Source organism: Paraburkholderia silviterrae, assembly GCF_004353915.1.
Lineage (GTDB): Bacteria > Pseudomonadota > Gammaproteobacteria > Burkholderiales > Burkholderiaceae > Paraburkholderia > Paraburkholderia silviterrae.
Map to the genome: position 1 here is coordinate 350368 of NZ_SMRP01000001.1, position 17381 is coordinate 367748.

Annotated in this window: 12 protein-coding genes; 1 reads left to right on the forward strand and 11 read right to left on the reverse strand. The window is 65.2% G+C overall.

The window, feature by feature from the left end; genetic code table 11:
* Window positions 1-214 precede the first annotated feature (214 nt).
* The 10 genes from EYW47_RS01630 to EYW47_RS01675 all read right to left on the reverse strand — a co-directional run bounded on the left by EYW47_RS01630 (window position 215) and on the right by EYW47_RS01675 (window position 13413).
* Window positions 215-1384 (reverse strand): glycosyltransferase family 4 protein, encoded by a 1170-nt coding sequence (locus EYW47_RS01630; RefSeq protein WP_133193141.1) that lies wholly within the window; start codon window positions 1382-1384, stop codon window positions 215-217.
* An 87-nt stretch (window positions 1385-1471) separates the two neighbouring features.
* Window positions 1472-2716, reverse strand: coding sequence for a glycosyltransferase family 4 protein (locus EYW47_RS01635; RefSeq protein WP_133193142.1), 1245 nt, complete (start codon window positions 2714-2716; stop codon window positions 1472-1474).
* Window positions 2713-4248, reverse strand: coding sequence for a glucose-6-phosphate isomerase (locus EYW47_RS01640; RefSeq protein ID WP_240763490.1), 1536 nt, complete (start codon window positions 4246-4248; stop codon window positions 2713-2715). Before EYW47_RS01640 ends, EYW47_RS01635 begins: the two co-directional genes overlap by 4 nt.
* A 2-nt stretch (window positions 4249-4250) precedes the next feature.
* Entirely contained in the window at window positions 4251-5408 is a 1158-nt protein-coding gene (locus EYW47_RS01645; protein WP_133193143.1) for a glycosyltransferase, read from the reverse strand.
* A 161-nt stretch (window positions 5409-5569) separates the two neighbouring features.
* The gene (locus tag EYW47_RS01650) at window positions 5570-6496 is read right to left on the reverse strand and encodes a glycosyltransferase family 2 protein (RefSeq protein ID WP_133193144.1); all 927 of its coding nucleotides are present in this window, start codon (window positions 6494-6496) and stop codon (window positions 5570-5572) included.
* A gap of 43 nt (window positions 6497-6539) precedes the next feature.
* Window positions 6540-8765: a polysaccharide biosynthesis tyrosine autokinase gene (locus EYW47_RS01655; protein ID WP_133193594.1), complete on the reverse strand. Its 2226-nt coding sequence runs from the start codon at window positions 8763-8765 to the stop codon at window positions 6540-6542.
* A 57-nt stretch (window positions 8766-8822) separates the two neighbouring features.
* On the reverse strand, window positions 8823-9998 hold the full coding sequence (locus tag EYW47_RS01660; RefSeq protein ID WP_133193145.1) for a polysaccharide biosynthesis/export family protein: 1176 nt from the start codon (window positions 9996-9998) through the stop codon (window positions 8823-8825).
* On the reverse strand, window positions 9995-10444 hold the full coding sequence (locus tag EYW47_RS01665; protein WP_133193146.1) for an arsenate reductase/protein-tyrosine-phosphatase family protein: 450 nt from the start codon (window positions 10442-10444) through the stop codon (window positions 9995-9997). The genes EYW47_RS01660 and EYW47_RS01665 overlap by 4 nt, the downstream gene beginning before the upstream one ends.
* Before the next feature lie 60 nt (window positions 10445-10504).
* Window positions 10505-11923, reverse strand: a complete 1419-nt coding sequence (locus tag EYW47_RS01670) for a UDP-glucose dehydrogenase family protein (RefSeq protein ID WP_133193147.1) — start codon at window positions 11921-11923, stop codon at window positions 10505-10507.
* 110 nt (window positions 11924-12033) lie between these two features.
* Window positions 12034-13413, reverse strand: coding sequence for an undecaprenyl-phosphate glucose phosphotransferase (locus EYW47_RS01675; protein WP_133193148.1), 1380 nt, complete (start codon window positions 13411-13413; stop codon window positions 12034-12036).
* A 505-nt stretch (window positions 13414-13918) separates the two neighbouring features.
* Here EYW47_RS01675 and EYW47_RS01680 point away from each other — a divergent pair.
* Window positions 13919-15439, forward strand: a complete 1521-nt coding sequence (locus EYW47_RS01680; protein ID WP_133193149.1) for a mannose-1-phosphate guanylyltransferase/mannose-6-phosphate isomerase — start codon at window positions 13919-13921, stop codon at window positions 15437-15439.
* Window positions 15440-15691: 252 nt separating this feature from the next.
* On the opposite strand, the gene EYW47_RS01690 is transcribed toward EYW47_RS01680, so the two are convergent.
* The gene (locus EYW47_RS01690; RefSeq protein ID WP_133193151.1) at window positions 15692-16894 is read right to left on the reverse strand and encodes a transposase; all 1203 of its coding nucleotides are present in this window, start codon (window positions 16892-16894) and stop codon (window positions 15692-15694) included.
* Window positions 16895-17381 lie beyond the last annotated feature (487 nt).

Sequence of the window (17381 nt, forward strand, 5' to 3'; positions counted from 1 at the left end):
CGGACGCCGCGTGGCGACAGACGCCCCGGAGCCACTCCGATTAAAGGTTAGTGGTCCACTGCGTCACACTGGCGGTTTGAGCGGCTTTCTTTTGCCTACTTTTCTTTGCCGCTGCAAAGAAAAGTAGGTGCCGCCCCGCACAGGGGTAACACTAATAGACCTACAAGAAAACAAGGAAAGGCCAAAGCGCCAATCCCACCAAAAAAAACCCTAATCAATGCACGCCATTCCCAACAGCAATCGCCTCCGCATAAACATCGGCCACGCGCTTCGCGATAACAGCGTTATCGAAATTCTCACGAGCATAAGTCTTGCAAGCCTCCTCGTCAGGCAACTTGATACGCCCTGAGAACGCAGCGTCGATACCCTCGGCAATCGCGGCGGCGCCGGTTTCCGGCAGCACGAGGTCTTGCGAGAGACCGGCCACCGCTTCCGGCAAGCCGCCCACCGGCGTAACGAGCACTGGCGTCCCCGCCGACAGCGACTCCACGGTAATGAGCCCAAAGCCCTCGAGCGCCACCGTAGGCACGACGCTCAACGTCGCAGCACGATAAAGCGAAGGCAGATGCGCGTCAGGCACAAACCCCAGCAGCTTGACGTTATCGGTCAGGCCAGCTTCCTCGATACGCTGATTCAGCTCGGCTTCGAGCCGCCCGCGCCCAGCAATCAGCAACAGCACGTCCGGATGGCGCTGCTTCACCACCTTGATCGCATCGATCAGGTCTTCAAGACCCATACGCCGCACGAGCCGGCGCACGGCCAACACGATCGGACGATTCTGCGGCAGTTGCAGACGCAGCCGCGCCTCGGCCCGCGTGCAAGCCGGATCGAAATGCGCGGTATCCACGCAGCCCGGCACGATGCGCACGCGCTCAGGCGAAATCGAATAGCGCTTCGTAAGAATATCGCCGAAAGCCTTCGAGAGCACGATGAGCCGCGACGATCGTTCGTACACCGACTGTTCGAGCGAATGCTTGATACGCTGACTCAGCGTGGCCGCGCCTTCAACGAAGCTCTCGTCGGCCCAGGGGCCCTGGAAATGCGAAACCTGCGGAATGCCGCGCGTGACGTCGAGCCCGGGGAACGTGTACAGCGCGAAGTGCGAGGAAATCACATCAGGACGATGACGCTGAATCTCGCGGCGCAGCGCGCGGCGCGCGTCCATGAGCCGAAACGGCAAGGCGCGCGCAGCCGAGCCGAAGCCGTGAATCGCACCGCCGCTGTCTTCGGCCACCTTGGGCGAGCCGGCCACGACGCCGCGCACGTGCACGCCCGCGCCGGGCAGCGCCCCCACGAGCGAGTAATACATGCGGTCGAGCCCGCCCGCACGCTCCGGAAACCAGTGCATGCCGATCTGTAGCGAATGGATGGAATGTTTTGTCATCTCTCGTATCCTTGTTATGCCCGTGTGCCGGTCAATTGACGGCGAATTGCTGGCAAATTGCTGGCAAATTGCTGGCTGATATGAGTTTCAGGGAATCTCAGCGCGCCGCAGCGTCTGAGCGCCTGGCAGCGGCTGCGCCGCGAAGTTGTGTTCTGCTCCGCGCTGTTCGTCCCGCGCTTCGTTGCGCACGGTTGCGCCCGCGTCGCCGGCCAATTGGCGATACAGCGCGATATATTGCGCGGCCATGCGCGCCCAGCCGAACTCTCCGGCCAGTTGCGCGGCGGCCTCGCCCATGGCGAGGCGGCGCGGCGTGTCGTCGGCGAGTTGCAGGATTGCTTTGGCGAGCGCCGGCACGTCGTCCGGGTCATCGAGCACGATGCCGCAATCAGGCGTGATGACCTCCGCCCCGCCTGCAGTCTGCGCCGTCACCACGGGCAGGCCCGCGGCCAGCGCTTCCAGCAACGAGAGGCTCATTGCTTCGTAGCGCGAAGGAAATACGTAGGCATCGACGCTGCGCATCAGGATCGGCATCTCGCGCACGAGGCCAAGAAAGTGCACACGCGAGGCAATGCCCAGCTCCCGCGCCATTTCCGGGTACGGGCTGCCGGGCAGATAGCCCGCCACCGCCAGATGCACGCGCTCGGGCAGTTGCTTGAGCGCATGCAGCACCGTCCCCAGGTTCTTGCGCGGCGTGCGCAAATCGCCCACGAAAAACAGCAGGAATTTGTCGGCTGGCAGCTCGAACTTCGCGCGGTCGGCACTGGCCGACGCAAAGGCGCGCGTATCCACGCCGTTGTAAATCACGTCGAGCCGCTCGACGGGGTTGCCGCCCGATGCGACGATCTCGTCGGCCACCTTGCGCGAGACGGCCGCGATCACGCGCGAGCGCCGGTAGGCCCAGCGCTCGAGCACCGCGTTCGCGCGCGTGTAGATGTACTGGTACGCCGACCATACGCCGCCCGTAAGGCCGAACGGGTAATACTTGCTGCGTCCCCAGCCGCCGTGCACGAAGTGCGCGGTGTTGACGTCGGCATGGGCCCACGTGATGAAGCCGTTCACATGCAGCACGTCGTATTCGCGCTGATGGCGGCGCAGCCACAGCGCGCTCTTGAGCGCGAACACTTGCTGGCGCAGCAGGTTGGTCGGCCACGCGCGCGAAGGCTGCACCGGCACCCATTTCACTTTCGGATGCGCAAGCAGCTCCGGCGCGACATGCGAGGCCACCAGCGTGACCTCGAATCCTTCGTCGAGCGCCGCGCGCGCGATTTCATGATTGACGCGCCCCTGGCCGTCGTTGTGGCGCACCACGTGCGTGACAATTGCGACTCTCAATCGGAAATCCCCCTGTTCCGGGCCTGGAGGCGAGTCAGCTTGCTCCAGTGTCCCGCGCTGAGAATGGAAAACACACTCGAAAACAGCAGCAGACCACCCGTGCCCACCAGCGAGTTGGTGAACACGAGCATCGCGAAGATCGACACGGTGAGGCTCAGGCACGCGCAGACGTAGCGGTCGTCAGGCATGCTCAAAGAGATGCGCACCGCGCGCGCAATGAGCCACAGCACGCCGGACATGTACATCAGCGTGCCGGGCCAGCCGAGCACGAACGGAATGTTCATCACGCCGCTGTCGAAGCTGCCGTATTGGCCGAGCTGGCCGTTGTTGCTCGAAAGCTTGGTCGATGCGCCGGTGGCGCCCAGGCCCTCGCCCGTCACATCGGTGAAGGCCTTCTTCGCGAAGTCGGCATAAAACTGGTTACGCGCCGCATAGCTCTGGTCGTCTTTCAGGTTCACGAGCGTATTCAGGCGCTGCTGCATGCGGTCGGCCACCGGGCCGAAGGTGAGCAGCGGCACGCACACGCCCGCCAGCACGAGCGCGCTCACGATGATGCGAATGCGCACCTTGTTGCTCGACTTCATCAGCTGGATCACCATGGCGATCGCCCAGCCGCCCCATGTCGAGCGCACCAGCGAGAGTGCGAACGAGAAGAAGCCGAACGCCGCTGCGACCCAGCGCACGCGGTGCTTCGCGGCCATCACGAGCACCATCGCGCCCATCATCGCGAACGCGAACGGGCCCGAGGAGTTCATCGTGCTGAACACGCGCACCCCGAGCGGCACCGGGTCGCCCTGCGAATTCATGTCGGAGCCGATCATCCACATGGCATCCCACGGCGGCATGATGAAGAACTGCACGAGACCGTAGGCGCCCATCACGAGCATGCCGTAGATGAAGGTGTTCACGATGGTGTCGCGGCACTCGGGGTACTGACGCGTGAGCACCATGATGTGAAAGCCGATCAGGAACGGATAGATCCAGTTCGCCAGATCGTAGACGGCCGCGGCGGGGCCGCTCGCCACCACGCCCACGACGAAGCCGTAGCCGATGCCGAAGAGCGCGAGCAAGATTGGCAGCCCGCGGCGCTGCGCGAGCATCGGGTAATAGCGCAGCAGCGAAAGCCCGCTGATCATCGTGACCGCGAGCGGCGCAACCTGAATCAGGCTCGTGGGCGTGAAGCCGCCCTTGCCGAAGTCGGCGAGACGGCGCACTTCGGGGCTCAGAAACCACAGCCACCACATGAAGCCGATATAGCGGACCGGATTCACGAAGTAGAGCCAAAAGCCCACGGCGATGGCGAGCACCGGAAACGCGAGCGTGAGCACCGTGCCCTGGTGCGCAATGATCAGGAGCGTGGTGAAGGTCCACAGCGCGATCACCGGCAGCGTATCGCGGCCGAGCGCGCTGCGCAGGCCCCGGCGCCTGGGCGCGACCGGTGCCGGCGCGCTCGCGGGCGCGGCGCGCACGGTGATGGGCCGGGAAGGCCGCGGCGGCGGCGGCGGAGCCGGAACGGTGGATGGAATTCGCATGATCACATCCCGCCCGACGCTTGACTCGAAGCCCGCACGCCCGACGCCACGCCCGCACTTGCAGGCTGCGCCACGCGCGGATCGCGCTCGCGCATCATCTCGCGCGTGAGTTGCGCGTGCTGGCGTGCGAAGTTCTCAGTCGTGAGATCGCGCGTGGTCAGTTGCTCGCAGGCCTCGCGCGCCTGGGCAAGCGCGCGCGCGGGATCGCCGACGAGCGCATTCACGGCCTCGCGCAACTGCTGCGCATTGAAAGGCTCGACGTAGAACGCGGCCTTTTCGTCGAAGTAGTCTTCGAGCGCGCCCACCTTCGTCACGATCATCGGCTTGCCGAGCGCCGCCGCTTCGAGCATCACCGTGATGCCCGACGCGTGCGTATTGGGGCGCAGCGGCACGACGATGATATCGGCCCAGTCATAAAGCGCATGCTGCTGCTGGATGCCGGAGACGCGCACGATCTCCACGTTCGACGCGCGCGCCGATGCCGGCAAACGCCTGCGCGTGGCGATGCGCACCTGATAGCGCGCGTCGTTGCCGAGCGCGCCCGCGAGCGTGGTCCAGTCGCGGTCGCGGTCATTGCCGATGCCGGCCACGCGCACGGGCGTGTTCGGCTTCCAATGCGACGGCGGACACAGCGGAAAATCGTTGGTGTTCAGGCCGTAGAGCACGTGGCGCGCATCGCGGCCGAAAAACTCGCCGCACAGCGCTGCATTCTCGCTCGCGAGCGTGGTCAGCAGGTCGGCGCGCGAGAGCAGACGGCGGTAGAACGCGCGGCGCAACGCACCGTAGCCGGGCCAGCGGTCGAGCAGCCACACGCTTTGCGCGAGCAGCAGCGGGCGCGCGCCGCCCTTCTTCGCATTCATGAGCAGAACTAACGCCACGGCCAGGTGCTCCTGCTCCGTGTGCGTCCAGATCACGTCCGAATCGAGAATCGCGCGGCGGTTGCGCCACGCGTGAATGAAGTCGAAGCCGAGTGCGGCCTTCAGCGCCCGGCGCGCGAAGCGCACCGGCGTGCTCTCGCTCGTGTCCTGCGCGTAATTAAGCACGAACTCCGCCGACTCCGCGTGATGGTAGCCGTACAGGGAGCCGATGTTCTCACCCTTGCGGTAACGGCGCGGGTCGGCGCCATAAAAGAGGTGGACGTGGACTTGCGTACCGCTCATTCAAGGTCCTCCGTTGAATCGATTGCAAAATGCGCGTGAAGCGCCGGCCCAAATTGGCCGGGTCGCGCCAGACCGGTCTGGCCTGATCCGCCTGAAACGCCCCGCAACGCGCGAGGCGCGATGCGCTTTAGGGCCTGCTATTAGCTTGAACAGGCCCCGGGTCAGGCGATTGCGCGACGCGCCTCGCGCGCGCCGCCACGCACCGCGCGCCAGCGCGCGAACGCGACGGAAGGTGAGCCCGCGCGCAATGCGCTCAGGCCCGTGTGCAGCAGGCCCGGGTAGACACGGGTGCCGATGAGTGCCCACCACCACCACGCCGCCTCGCGATGCAGCGGCGAAAGATGGCCGCGCAGGATCAGGTGGAAGTTGTAGGCGGCGTTGCGGATCGAGGCGAGCGTCTGCGCATTGCGCGGATCCTCGCCGGGACGCGCCGCGGGGAAATGGTCGACGGCCACGCGCGGGTCGTACACGAGCTTCCAGCCCGCGTGCTTCACGCTCATGCTGAACGCCATGTCGTTGTGCGTCTGCGCGCCGCTGCCGCGCAGGCGCCGGTCGAAGCGCAGCTCGCCGATCGCCGCGCGCCGGTAGCTCATGTTCGCCCCCTTGAGCAGATCGACCTCGCGCGCTTCGCCCACGCCCAGGTGGTGATTGCCGACGATGCGGCCCGAGGGCTGCACGCGCCCCACGAGCGTGCGCTCGCCGTCCAGCACGCGGCCCTCTTCGTGGACCCAGTCGCGCCCGCCGAGCGCACCGAGCTTTTCGTCGGACTCGAAGTGAGCCGCGATGCGCGCGACCCAGTCGGCATGTGGCGCGGCATCGTCGTCGGTGATGGCGATCACGTCGCCTGTCGCGGCTTCGAGGCCGCGGTTGAGCGCGGCCACCTGCCCCGGCTCCTCCACGGTCGCCACCTCCACGTTGAGCACGCGAGGCGTCACGTGCTCCGCGAGACACGCATGCGTGGCTTCGTCGTCGGCGCGCGCCACTACCACGATCTGCTCCGGCGTGCGCTGCTGGCGCAGCAGCGCCGAGAGGCAGCGCGCCAGATCGTCAGGACGCCGATACGTCGGCACGAGCACGGTCACTTTCATCGCGCTTTTCTCCGTTGTTTCGACTGTGCGGTTGCCTTGCCCATCAGGCGCTCAGGTATTCCTGCACGGAGGTATAGCCGTACGCGTACTTGCCGTGCGCGCGCGCCGGCACGCCATTGAAGATCCCGCCGGTCACGTGCACGCCCGCAGTACGCAGACGCTTGAGCGTATCGGCGATTTCGGCATCCGTATGGATTCCCGAGCGCAGCACGAGGAACGTCGATCCCGCATGGCCGCTGAGGATGGCGGCATCGGTCACGGCGAGCACCGGCGGCGTATCCACGAGCAGGATGTCGTAGCGCTTCGAAAGCCCATCGAGATACTGGCTCAGGCGCGGCGACATCAAGAGCTCGGACGGATTCGGCGGGCGGCGGCCGCACGAGATGAAGTGCAGGTTGTCCACTTCAGTCGCGCGAATCGCCTCGTCCAGCGAAATCTGGCCGGAGAGCAGCTCGGAGAAGCCGTTGGCCTGCGGGCCGCCCAGGTAGCGCTCGAGCGCGCCGCGGCGCATGTCGCCGTCGATCATCAGCACGCGCTTGCCCGAGTGGGCGAGCAGCACGGCCAGGTTCGCCGTGAGGAAGCTCTTGCCCACGCCCGGCACCGAGCCGGTCAGGACGACTACGTGATTGCGCGCATCCATGATGCTGAACTGCAGCGAGGTGCGCAGCGAGCGCAGGCTCTCGATCGTGAGGTCCTTGGGCGCCGCGTTCGCGAGCACTTCGCGCAGGCGGTTGCCGCCGCGCACGGGTGCGCGCTTTTCGAGCGCGCCCTGCTCCGCCGAGAGCGGCACGAGACCGTAGACGGGCAGATCGAAGGTGCGCTCGATCTGGTCCGGATCGACGATGCCCTTGAACATGTTCCGGCGCATCAGCACGAAGCCGGTGCCGAGAATGAGGCCGAGCATCGCGGCCGCCGAGATGATGAGCAGCTTCTTCGGCTTCGAAGGCGCGCCCGGGCGCATCGCCGGGTCGACGATATGGACGTTGCCGCCCGTGCCCACGCGCTGCACCGAAAGCTCCTGGATACGATTGAGCAGCAGCACGTAGATGTCTTCCGCCACCTTCGCGTCGCGTTGCAGCTGCACGGCCTTCACTTCGGTGGCCGGCAAGTCGCGGAACTTCGTGTCGTACTTCGCGCGCTCGCCTTGCAATTGCGCGAGCTGCTGGCGCGCCGCGATCAGCACCGGATGCTGGTCGCCGAAGCGCTGCTGGAGCGAGGCGATCTGCAGTTGCAGCGCCGAGATCTGCTGCTCGTACTGCACGCTGCCGTCCAGGTAGATCTTGGCTTCGTCGCTCGCGTTGATCGAGCCGGACTTGCTCTGATACGCGGTGAGCGCGGCTTCGGCGTTCTCGAGGTCGGCCTTCAGGCGCGGCTGCTCGCTGCGCAGGAAGTCGAGCATCTTGCTCGCGTCGGCTTGCTTGGTCTGCACGTGCTCGCGCAGATACGAAAGCGCAACGGCGTTGGCGATATCGGCCGCGGCTTGCGGGTCGGTGCCTTCGAGCGCGATGTCGATCACGCCCGTCTGCTTGCCCTGCTCCTGAACCTTCACGGCGCTCTGGAACGCCGAGACCGCATCGAGGTCGTTCATGCGCACGACCTTGAAGCGCTCGCCCGGACGCGCCTTGAGTTCGTTCACGAGCAGCGTGATGCCGCCGCCCTGCTCGCGCGTGCCAACCGCGCCTTCGAGCAGGCGGCCGCCGTCGGGCCCGGATATCACGTAGCGGTTGTCGTCGAGCGCGGTGAGCGTGAGCTTCTTGCCTTCTAGCTCGGGCGCCACCTGGATCGAGTCGATGTTGAGGACTTCACCGCCCCACGCGTAGTCCTTGAGGCCGAACCACGGATGCGCGGGCGAGCCCGGCGTCGCGAGACGCGCGGCCAGGCTCCCGATGACGGGCAGCGTGACCGGCGCGGCCGAGAAGTTCAGCTTGAACTGCTTGACGACCGGCTCGAGCACGCTGCGGCTCTGGATCATCTGGATTTCGGCGTCGGTCGGCAGGCTGCCCTGCTGTCCGCTCGTGACGTTCGCGCCGGACTGCGTCTGCGTGAGCGCCTGGGACGTGTAGTCCTGCTGCTCGACGCGGACCTGCGTGTCGGCCGTATAGACCGGCTTGGCCACGAAGCAATAGAACACCGCTGCGCCGACAACGACTGCCGCGATCGCGATGAGCCAGCCGATGTCGTCGAAGATGACGCGCAGCAACTGGCCGAGGACGACGTCCTCTTCCTCTGTGCGGGCCGCCGGGGCCGGCTGACTGATGGCTTGTTGCATACTCACGATTCGATCCCGTTTTAACTCATGTTGCGAGAAGAGAATGCCCGCGCGCGCTTAGCGCGTGAGCTGCTTCAGGTAGAAGACCGTCTGGATAGTCGGCAACACCTCTTGCAACATACGGTTGAAGGTGGCCGAAGCGGCAGTGCCGACGTACACGACATCCAGCGGTTCAAGCTGGAATTGCGACGACAGCATGATCGCGTCGGGCTTGGTCATATCGAGTCGATAAAACTCCGGCTGGGAAGGGTTGTTCTTCTGGTGGCGCATCACGAAGATCTGGCGCGGATTCGCGTCGGTGTCGAGAATGCCGCCGGCCGAGGTGAGCGCGTCGGCGATCGTGAGCTTGCCGCGGATCATGTTGGTCTGAATCGGCGTCTTCACTTCACCCATCACGAATACTCGGCTATCCGAATGATCCGGTATGTTGATGATGTCACCGTCCTGCAGCATCACGTTCTGGCTCGCGTCGCCGCCATCGAGCAGGCGGTTCGCGTCGAGCACATAGAGCTTGCCGTTGCGCGTGAGGCGCACGCGGTTGATGTCGGCGTTGTCCGTGTAGCCGCCCGAGCGCGTGATGGCGTCGATGAGCGTGAGCGGCACGTCGCTCATGGAGAGCGGGCCCGGCGTCTTCACGTCGCCGGTCACCTGGATCTTCTGGCTGCGATACGAGAGCACGCGCACGTCCACCTGCGGGTTCTTGATGTACGGCCCGAGACCCGAGGCGAGCTGGTCGCGCAGTTGGCCAGGCGTCTTGCCCGCCGCCTGCACGCGGCCCACGAACGGGAAGTAGATCGTGCCGTCCTTAGCCACGGTCTGACCATACGGGTCGGCCTCGCCCGGCAGCGCGTTGGTGTACGGCTGCGTGAGCGCCTGCCCCACGGTCTGCGTGGTGTTGCCGCCCGACGAGAAGGTCGAGCCTTGCGGCGTCGAGAGCTCGGGGTGGTCGTAGACCGTCACGCCCAGAATGTCCTGGGGCGCGATGTGATAGACGTAGTCGGCGGCGCTCGCGTACTTGCCCGGAGGCAGATCGCTCTTCTGCGCCGCTGCTGCGGCCTGCATCTGCTGCATGACGAGCTGCGAAGTAATCAGATGCACGTCGTACTTCTGCTGCGGCTGATTATTCGGCTCTTCCTTGAGGCTCGAGGTGTCGAGGTAGTTGCCGGGCGCCGTGGAGCACGCGGCTACGAAGGCGCTCAACGCCAGAGCAGTCATCAGATTGAGTTTTCTCATTGGCATATTCGGCTCAGCCATCCCTTAACCAGTCGATCCATCAACTCCAGACTCTCGCGATACGCGGCCTCGTCGAGGCCATGCGGATCGGCGACATCCGAGTTCTCCCAATTGCCGAGCGCGTACACTTTGCCGCGCGCGGTCGGTTCAATACGCTCGACGGCGCTCACCTGGCGGCGCTCCGTCACGAGCACGAGGTCCGCGCGGCGCACGAGGCCACGCGTGAGGCGGCGCGAGCGATGCTCGCCGACCTCCACGCCACGCTCGGTGAGCAGGCGCTGCATCACCGGGTCCATGTCCGCGCCGTCCAGCGCGCGCAGGCCCGCCGAATGAAACGCGCCCGCACGCTCGCCCGCCTGTTCGCGCAAGCGTGCGCGAAAAAGCTGTTGCGCCGCTGGCGAGCGGCAGACATTGGCGTGGCAGACGATCAATACGTCCTTGAACATGGCCCAGTGGCTCCTCAGGGTTCCTGATTGCTTGCTTGATACGCAGGCGCTCGAGCGCTGTTACGCCGGAACCCGCGTCTGCGTCGTGGCTTCCGCACGCGTGCGGCCTGCCTGCGAAGCGCTCGCGCGGCCCACCGCGTGATATTCGATGCCGAGCTCCTGCAGCGCTTGCGGATCGTAAAGATTGCGCCCATCGAACACGATCGGCGTCTTCAACTGCTCCTTGAGCGTCTCGAAGTCCGGCGCCTTGAACACCTTCCACTCCGTGGCGACCAACAGCGCGTCCGCGCCGTTGGCGGCTTCCATGGCGTCGTGCACGTAGGCGAGGCGCTCGAGCTGCTCAGGCGTCGCTGCCAGATCGAGCGCGAGCACACGCTGCGCTTCTTCCATGGCGACCGGGTCGTAGGCCACCACGCGCGCGCCGCGTGCGAGCAGCTCGGCGATCAGCGTGCGGCTCGGCGCTTCGCGCATGTCGTCGGTATTGGGCTTGAAAGCGAGACCCCAGAGGCCGAAGGTGCGGCCCGTGAGGTCGGAGCCGAAGCGTGTGACGATCTTCTGCGCGAGCACCTGCTTCTGCGTTTCGTTCACCGCGTCCACCGCACGCAGGATCTGCAGCGGCTCGCCGAAATCCTCAGCAGTGCGCATCAGTGCCTTGACATCCTTCGGGAAGCACGAGCCGCCATAGCCGCAGCCCGCATAGAGAAAGTCGTAGCCGATACGCGGGTCCGAGCCGATGCCGCGACGCACCGCTTCGATGTCCGCGCCCACGCGGTCAGCGAGATTCGCGAGCTCGTTCATGAACGAGATGCGCGTGGCGAGCATGGCGTTGGCCGCGTACTTCGTGAATTCGGCCGAATGCACGTCCATGTAGAGCGTGCGCTCGTGATTGCGATTGAACGGCGCGTACAGGCGCTTCATCAACTCGCGTGCGCGCTCGCCGGGCACGTCGTCGTCGCAGCCCAGCACGATGCGGTCGGGGCGCGCGAAGTCATCCACGGCGGCGCCCTCTTTCAGGAACTCGGGGTTCGAGACCACCGAGTACATGTGGCTCTCGCCGCGCTTGTGCAATTCGGAGGCGATCGCGTCGCGCACGAGCGTGGCGGTCCCCACCGGCACCGTCGACTTGTCGACGATCACCTTGAAGCCGTTCATGTGGCGGCCGATATTGCGCGCGGCCGTCAGCACGTATTGCAGATCGGCGGAGCCGTCTTCGTCGGGGGGCGTGCCCACCGCGATGAACTGCACGTCGCCGTGCGCGACGGCCGCCTCGACGTCGGTCGAGAACGTGAGCCGGCGCGCACGCCGGTTGCGCTCGATGATCTCCTGCAGGCCCGGCTCGTGAATCGGCACGACGCCTTGATTGAGCAGGTCGATTTTGCGCTGGTCGACGTCGAGACAGAACACGTCGTTGCCGATGTCGGCCAGACACGCGCCTGTTACGAGACCCACATAACCGCTGCCAATGATCGTCAGATTCATGCCCACCTCAAATGTGATTGCTTGTTGGTGTCCGTCCGGGCCGCGCTGTCATGCGCAATGCAATGCGCAGTGCATATGCACGCCATGTGCAAAGCGCGCGCCCGGTACGCTCAATATGCGTTCTGGCCTGCGAAGCCTTTCCACATGGTCATCGCCACGATCCGCAGATCGAGGCCGAAGCTCCAGTGCTGCATGTAGTGCAGATCGAAACGCACACGGTCGCGCATTTTTTCCACGCGGTCGGTTTCGCCGCGGTAGCCGTTGACCTGCGCCCAGCCGGTAATGCCGGGCTTGATGCGATAGCGCGCCATGTAGCCGCGCACGAGGTCCTTGTAGATGTCGTCGTGCGCAAGCGCGTGCGGGCGCGGCCCCACCACCGACATCTCTCCCTTGAGCACGTTGATGAATTGCGGCAGCTCGTCGAGGCTCGTGCGGCGCAGGAAAGCACCCACGCGCGTGATGCGCGGGTCGTTGCGGCGCGCCTGCGTGACCTGGCCCGCCACTTCCGCGTGGACCTTCATCGAGCGGAACTTGTAGATCTCGAACTCGTTGCCGTCGAGACCCTTGCGGCGCTGCTTGAAGAAGACCGGCCCATGCGAGGTCAGCTTCACGGCCAGCGAAATGGCCGCCAGCAGCGGCGCGAGCGCCACCAGCACGGCGCCTGCAAAGGCGATGTCGAACACGCGCTTGGGCAGCACGCGCAGATCGGTGACCGGCGACGCCGCGAGATTGATGGCCGGCACGCCAAGCAGATCGACCACGGGCTGGCTGAAGAACGACAGGCTGCGCACGTCCGGAATGAACCGGATGTTCACGAAATCGTTGCGCAGCGCCATGACGATGCGATGAATCGTGCGCTCCTTCGTGATCGGCAGCGCGAGCCACAGTTCGCGCACGTCGTGCTCGCGCACGTAGGCCAGCATGGCTTGCAGGTCATGTTCGACGGGAACGCCATCGAGGCGCGCCTCGCCATCGGCGTCGCTGTTCTCGTCGAACACGAGCGCGGGATGAAAGCCCGCCTCGGGACGGTTCTTCATCTGCTCGATCAGGAAGCGCGAGCAGCGATGATCGCCCACCACGGCCACCGCCTTCTGGTTGTAGCCTTCGCGGCGCAGGCTTCGCAGCACCATGTGCACGAGCGTCTTCGAAACGATCAGGAGCGCGACCGAAGCGACCACCCAGTAGGCAAGCCACACGCGCGAAAGCGAATCGGCGCGGTGCACGCTGAACGACAGCAGAATGCCCGTGCACTCCACCGCGATCCATGCGGCGCACACGCGGGCCGCGAGCACGTAGAGCGACTTGCCGCGCCACGACTGGTAGATGCCGAAGGCCGGGAACATCCAGATCGCGAGCACGCAATTGAATGCGAGCGCCACGCTCTCCATGTCGGAGAGCGCCGCGAATTTACCGTGGTGCAGGGCGGCCGCGACCAGGGCGCCAGCGGCGATGGCGGCAAGATCGATGATTCTGGCTAGAACGCTCAGCATGTCCGGCACCTCGGGTTAGAAAAAAAGAATTGCAGCCACGCGCTACGCATCATGGCCGCCGCTACAGGAATCAGGGAAAAGTGCACCAGGCTCGCCCGGCGCTGATGAATCGCATCCGAATAAACCCTAATAAAGCACGATAAAAATTGAATGCGCAACGCCAAAAAGTATCTCCAAATGTTTCGTTGCTAACGGTCTATTTTTTGTGCCATTTTTTCGGCAACGTTTTCCGGAAGTTGCGGCTGCAAGCGCTGCAGGCACGCCTCCTGAACGGAAAAATTTGCCGGGCCGCGAGCGCCAGACCCCGATTAATTTTTGGCTCGCCCGAAGCACTCCGGAAGCGCCGCGCCATTTTTATTCGAATTTTTATTCGCTCGCCATTGTGACGGATTCGTTATTTTTAATTTGATTCGAATATTTTCCGTTTTCTTCTTTACGAATCTATTTATATCGATTTTAAGCATGCTACAAATCGCAGAACCGAAACCCCTTTCAGGAGAGTGAGATGACGGATACGGGTTCCGCAACGACATCGGCACGCGTGGCTGATGCGCGCGCCGAATCGCGCAGCGCGCTGCAAGTCTGCCCAGTGGTGCTTGCAGGCGGCGCGGGCTCGCGGCTGTGGCCACTATCGCGCGAACAGTACCCCAAGCAGATGATCAACCTCGTTGGCGAGCGTTCATTGCTCGCGGATACGGCAGGCCGTCTCGACGCGCTCGCCGAACGCGTCACCCTCGCCGACAAGCTGATGATCGTGTGCAACGAGGAGCACCGCTTCACCACCGCCGACCAGGTCCGCGCGGCAGGCAAGGAAGCGCGCCTCATTCTCGAGCCGCTCGCGCGCGACACGGCGCCGGCGCTGACGATTGCCGCGCTGTCCGTGGTCGCTGAGCAGCAGGACGGCATTCTCGTGGTGATGCCCGCGGACCACGCGCTCGCGGACCTCACGGCATTCCAGTCCGCCGTTGCCGACGGCGTGCGTCATGCGGCCAACGGCCAGATCGTGACGATGGGCATCGTGCCCACGCGGGCCGAGACGGGCTATGGCTACATCCACGTGGGCGAGCCGCTCGCGGCCGAAGACCAGGCCGGCGCGCGGCGCTTGAACGGCTTCGTCGAGAAGCCCTACTTCGAGCTTGCGCAACAGTACGTCGCCTCGCAGCGCTACTGGTGGAACAGCGGCATCTTCATCATGCGCGCCAGCACGTGGCTCAAGGCCATTCGCCATTTCCAGCCCGCCATCTACGAGGCCTGCGCGGCCGCCGTGGAGCATGGCAAGGCCGACGGCGACTTCTTCCGTGTGGACAGCGAAGCATTTGCGCGCTCGCCGGCCAACTCGATCGACTACGCGGTGATGGAGCCGCTTTCGGGCGACACCACGGTGGCCAGCGGCGTAGTCGTGCCGCTCTGCGCGGGCTGGACCGATCTCGGCTCGTGGGACACCGTCTGGCAAGTCGCCTCGAAGGACGAAGCGGGCAACGTGGCCCAGGGCGAGGTGATGTTCGAAGGCGCAAGCGATACCTTCGCGCACTCGGACGGACGCCTGATCGCCTGCCTCGGCACCGAGAATCTGGTGGTGGTCGAAACCGCCGACGCCGTGCTCGTGGCCGACCGCTCGCGCGCCCAGGACGTGAAGAAGATCGTTCAGCGCCTGAAGTCGCAACGCCGCAGCGAAGCCGTCGCGCATCGTCTCGTGCATCGCCCGTGGGGCCACTACGACAGCGTCGACAGCGGCGAGCGCTTTCAGGTCAAGCGCATCGTGGTCGAACCGGGCGCGCGCCTGTCTTTGCAAATGCACCACCACCGCGCCGAGCACTGGGTCGTCGTGCGCGGCACGGCACTCGTCACGCGCGGCGAAGAGCGCTTCATCGTTTCGGAAAACGAATCGGCGTACATTCCGCTGGGCGTGGCGCACCGCCTCGAGAATCCCGGCAAGATGCCGCTCGAGATCATCGAGGTGCAGTCGGGTTCGTACCTTGGCGAAGACGACATCGTGCGTCTCGACGATCAGTACGGCCGGCAGTAACGTGGTGCAGTAAAGCGGTCAAAGGGGCGCCGCAGAGCGCCCCGCCGCAAACGCAGCAGACAAACAGTTGGAACAACGGACGGAGACATCACTGGCGGCGGTAGCGGCGATCATTCGAGAGGTTCGAGGATTCAACCGCTACAGCCGCCGGTGTGCAAGACAGCAATGCGTAACGTGCGCTCAACGAGCGGTACGACGACTACGGAAACGAAGCTGCGGAAGACGGGCGCAGGCGCCGGCGTGCGCCGGCTCTCAGCCCAGATGCGTTCTGTAACGCGAGATGTAGTGGCGGCGTTCGGCGCTCGAACCGCTTGCGGAGGAGGCGTCGCGTGCTTCGCCGCCACCGCGCAGCACCGTGCTCGAGGTATAGCGCTGCAGCGGCGCGACGCGCACGCTGCCGGCGGCATTCGTGGCCGCAGTGCTGGCAACGGCAGCGCTCACCGCAACCGCGGGCATGGCGCGCGTGACGACGGTGTCAGGGGCATGCGGGAACGCCACGGCCGGGCCGTTAGCACCCGCGCTTGCGCCGCCAGCAGAATCGCTGCCTACGCCGCCGTGCATTTCACGCTCGATCCATTCACGCGCCCAGTCGAACGCGTAGTGCCGCGCCGCTTCGTCATCGCCGAACGGCGGCCCGATGAGACCCGAGCGTTCCACGCGCCTGCCGTCCTTGAGGATTTCCACGGCCGCGCGATACATGTCGTTGCGCGCGAGCTCCACGCTCAACTGGATCTCGTAGCCGCGCCAGTGCGCGATCTGCGCGGCTGGCGGCGTGGCATTCGTCCACGCCGCTTCGCCTTCGGTCTCGAGCGTCTCGTCGGGCACCACCGTGCGGCTGGCAACGGGCACGCTCACGCTCGCGTCGGCCGGACGCGGCACGGCACCCGACCCGTGAGACGGTTGCGAACGATGCGGCATCTGCTGCGAATGAGCGGGCCTCGCGGGCTGCGCGAGTCCTTCGTCCAGACTCACGAGCTGGCGCGTCATGCTCTCGATGGCGTCGGCGAGCGGCGCGTCGGCAACCGACGCGGGCGCCTGCCATGCCTCGGGGCTCTTCCAGTAGACCGCGGGCAAGCCGTCGTCTTCGACGACTTCCTCGGCCACGGCAGCCACGGATTGCGCCGCCTGCGTGCTCTGCACGGCCGCCTGAGGCTGCACGGGCTCGGGCACGTAGACGAAGCTGCGGCCACGCTGCACGAGCAGCTTGACGAGCTCGCCAAGCGTGCCGCTCACGTGCCATTCCTCGAAACGGCGACGGCAGGTCGGGCCGGACGGATAGCGCGCAGGCAGACGCGACCAGGATTCACCGGTCGTCAAGATCCACAGCACAGCGTTCGCCACGACACGCGGCTCCGCGCGCGGGCGGCCGCGGCGGTTCAGCCGTATAGGAGGTTCATCGGATACGAGCGAGGACACCAGCATCCACTCGTCATCGCTCAGTTCTTCGAAATTCATGCTGTTCTCCACGCAGCCGGACCGGGGCTGCTGTGACGGAGCCGTCGCTCGCGGATCTTGCTGCCCGCGTTGGCGTGCTCGGTTGCACCATATGCTTATATGACATGTTCATTTGCATCCCCGGCCGCACATTGGCAGTGCGTGTATTCACGGAAATGACGCAAAGAACGTGGTCTCACTCGTGCAAGGGAGAATTTGTGCAGGAAGCATACCACCTGAGACCAGCCGATGAGGAGGGCCGTAATAAGTGTTACGGTTAGAAACAAAGTAACCCTTTGGGTGGCCCAGATTATGCCCGTTCGCACTTGCAAACTCACTTGCGCCCCCCCTCACGACTTCGAAAAAGCCCTTGCAGCAAGGCCTTTTTCGCCCTTTCGCAAGCCCTTCGCTTTCCCTGCTCCCAGACCTCGATGCGCCTTCATGCACGCATCTCGTGCCAGACCCCGCCACGCTTCATGCGACTGCGCACTTCACTATGCATGCCGGC

Coding starts and splice junctions, on each gene's coding strand:
- EYW47_RS01675 (WP_133193148.1), bottom strand. CDS start 13,413: ATGCTGAGCGTTCTAGCCAGAATCATCGATCTTGCCGCCATCGCCGCT.
- EYW47_RS01660 (WP_133193145.1), bottom strand. CDS start 9,998: ATGAGAAAACTCAATCTGATGACTGCTCTGGCGTTGAGCGCCTTCGTA.
- EYW47_RS01630 (WP_133193141.1), bottom strand. CDS start 1,384: ATGACAAAACATTCCATCCATTCGCTACAGATCGGCATGCACTGGTTT.
- EYW47_RS01650 (WP_133193144.1), bottom strand. CDS start 6,496: ATGAAAGTGACCGTGCTCGTGCCGACGTATCGGCGTCCTGACGATCTG.
- EYW47_RS01680 (WP_133193149.1), top strand. CDS start 13,919: ATGACGGATACGGGTTCCGCAACGACATCGGCACGCGTGGCTGATGCG.
- EYW47_RS01645 (WP_133193143.1), bottom strand. CDS start 5,408: ATGAGCGGTACGCAAGTCCACGTCCACCTCTTTTATGGCGCCGACCCG.
- EYW47_RS01655 (WP_133193594.1), bottom strand. CDS start 8,765: ATGCAACAAGCCATCAGTCAGCCGGCCCCGGCGGCCCGCACAGAGGAA.
- EYW47_RS01640 (WP_240763490.1), bottom strand. CDS start 4,248: ATGCGAATTCCATCCACCGTTCCGGCTCCGCCGCCGCCGCCGCGGCCT.
- EYW47_RS01690 (WP_133193151.1), bottom strand. CDS start 16,894: ATGAATTTCGAAGAACTGAGCGATGACGAGTGGATGCTGGTGTCCTCG.
- EYW47_RS01670 (WP_133193147.1), bottom strand. CDS start 11,923: ATGAATCTGACGATCATTGGCAGCGGTTATGTGGGTCTCGTAACAGGC.
- EYW47_RS01665 (WP_133193146.1), bottom strand. CDS start 10,444: ATGTTCAAGGACGTATTGATCGTCTGCCACGCCAATGTCTGCCGCTCG.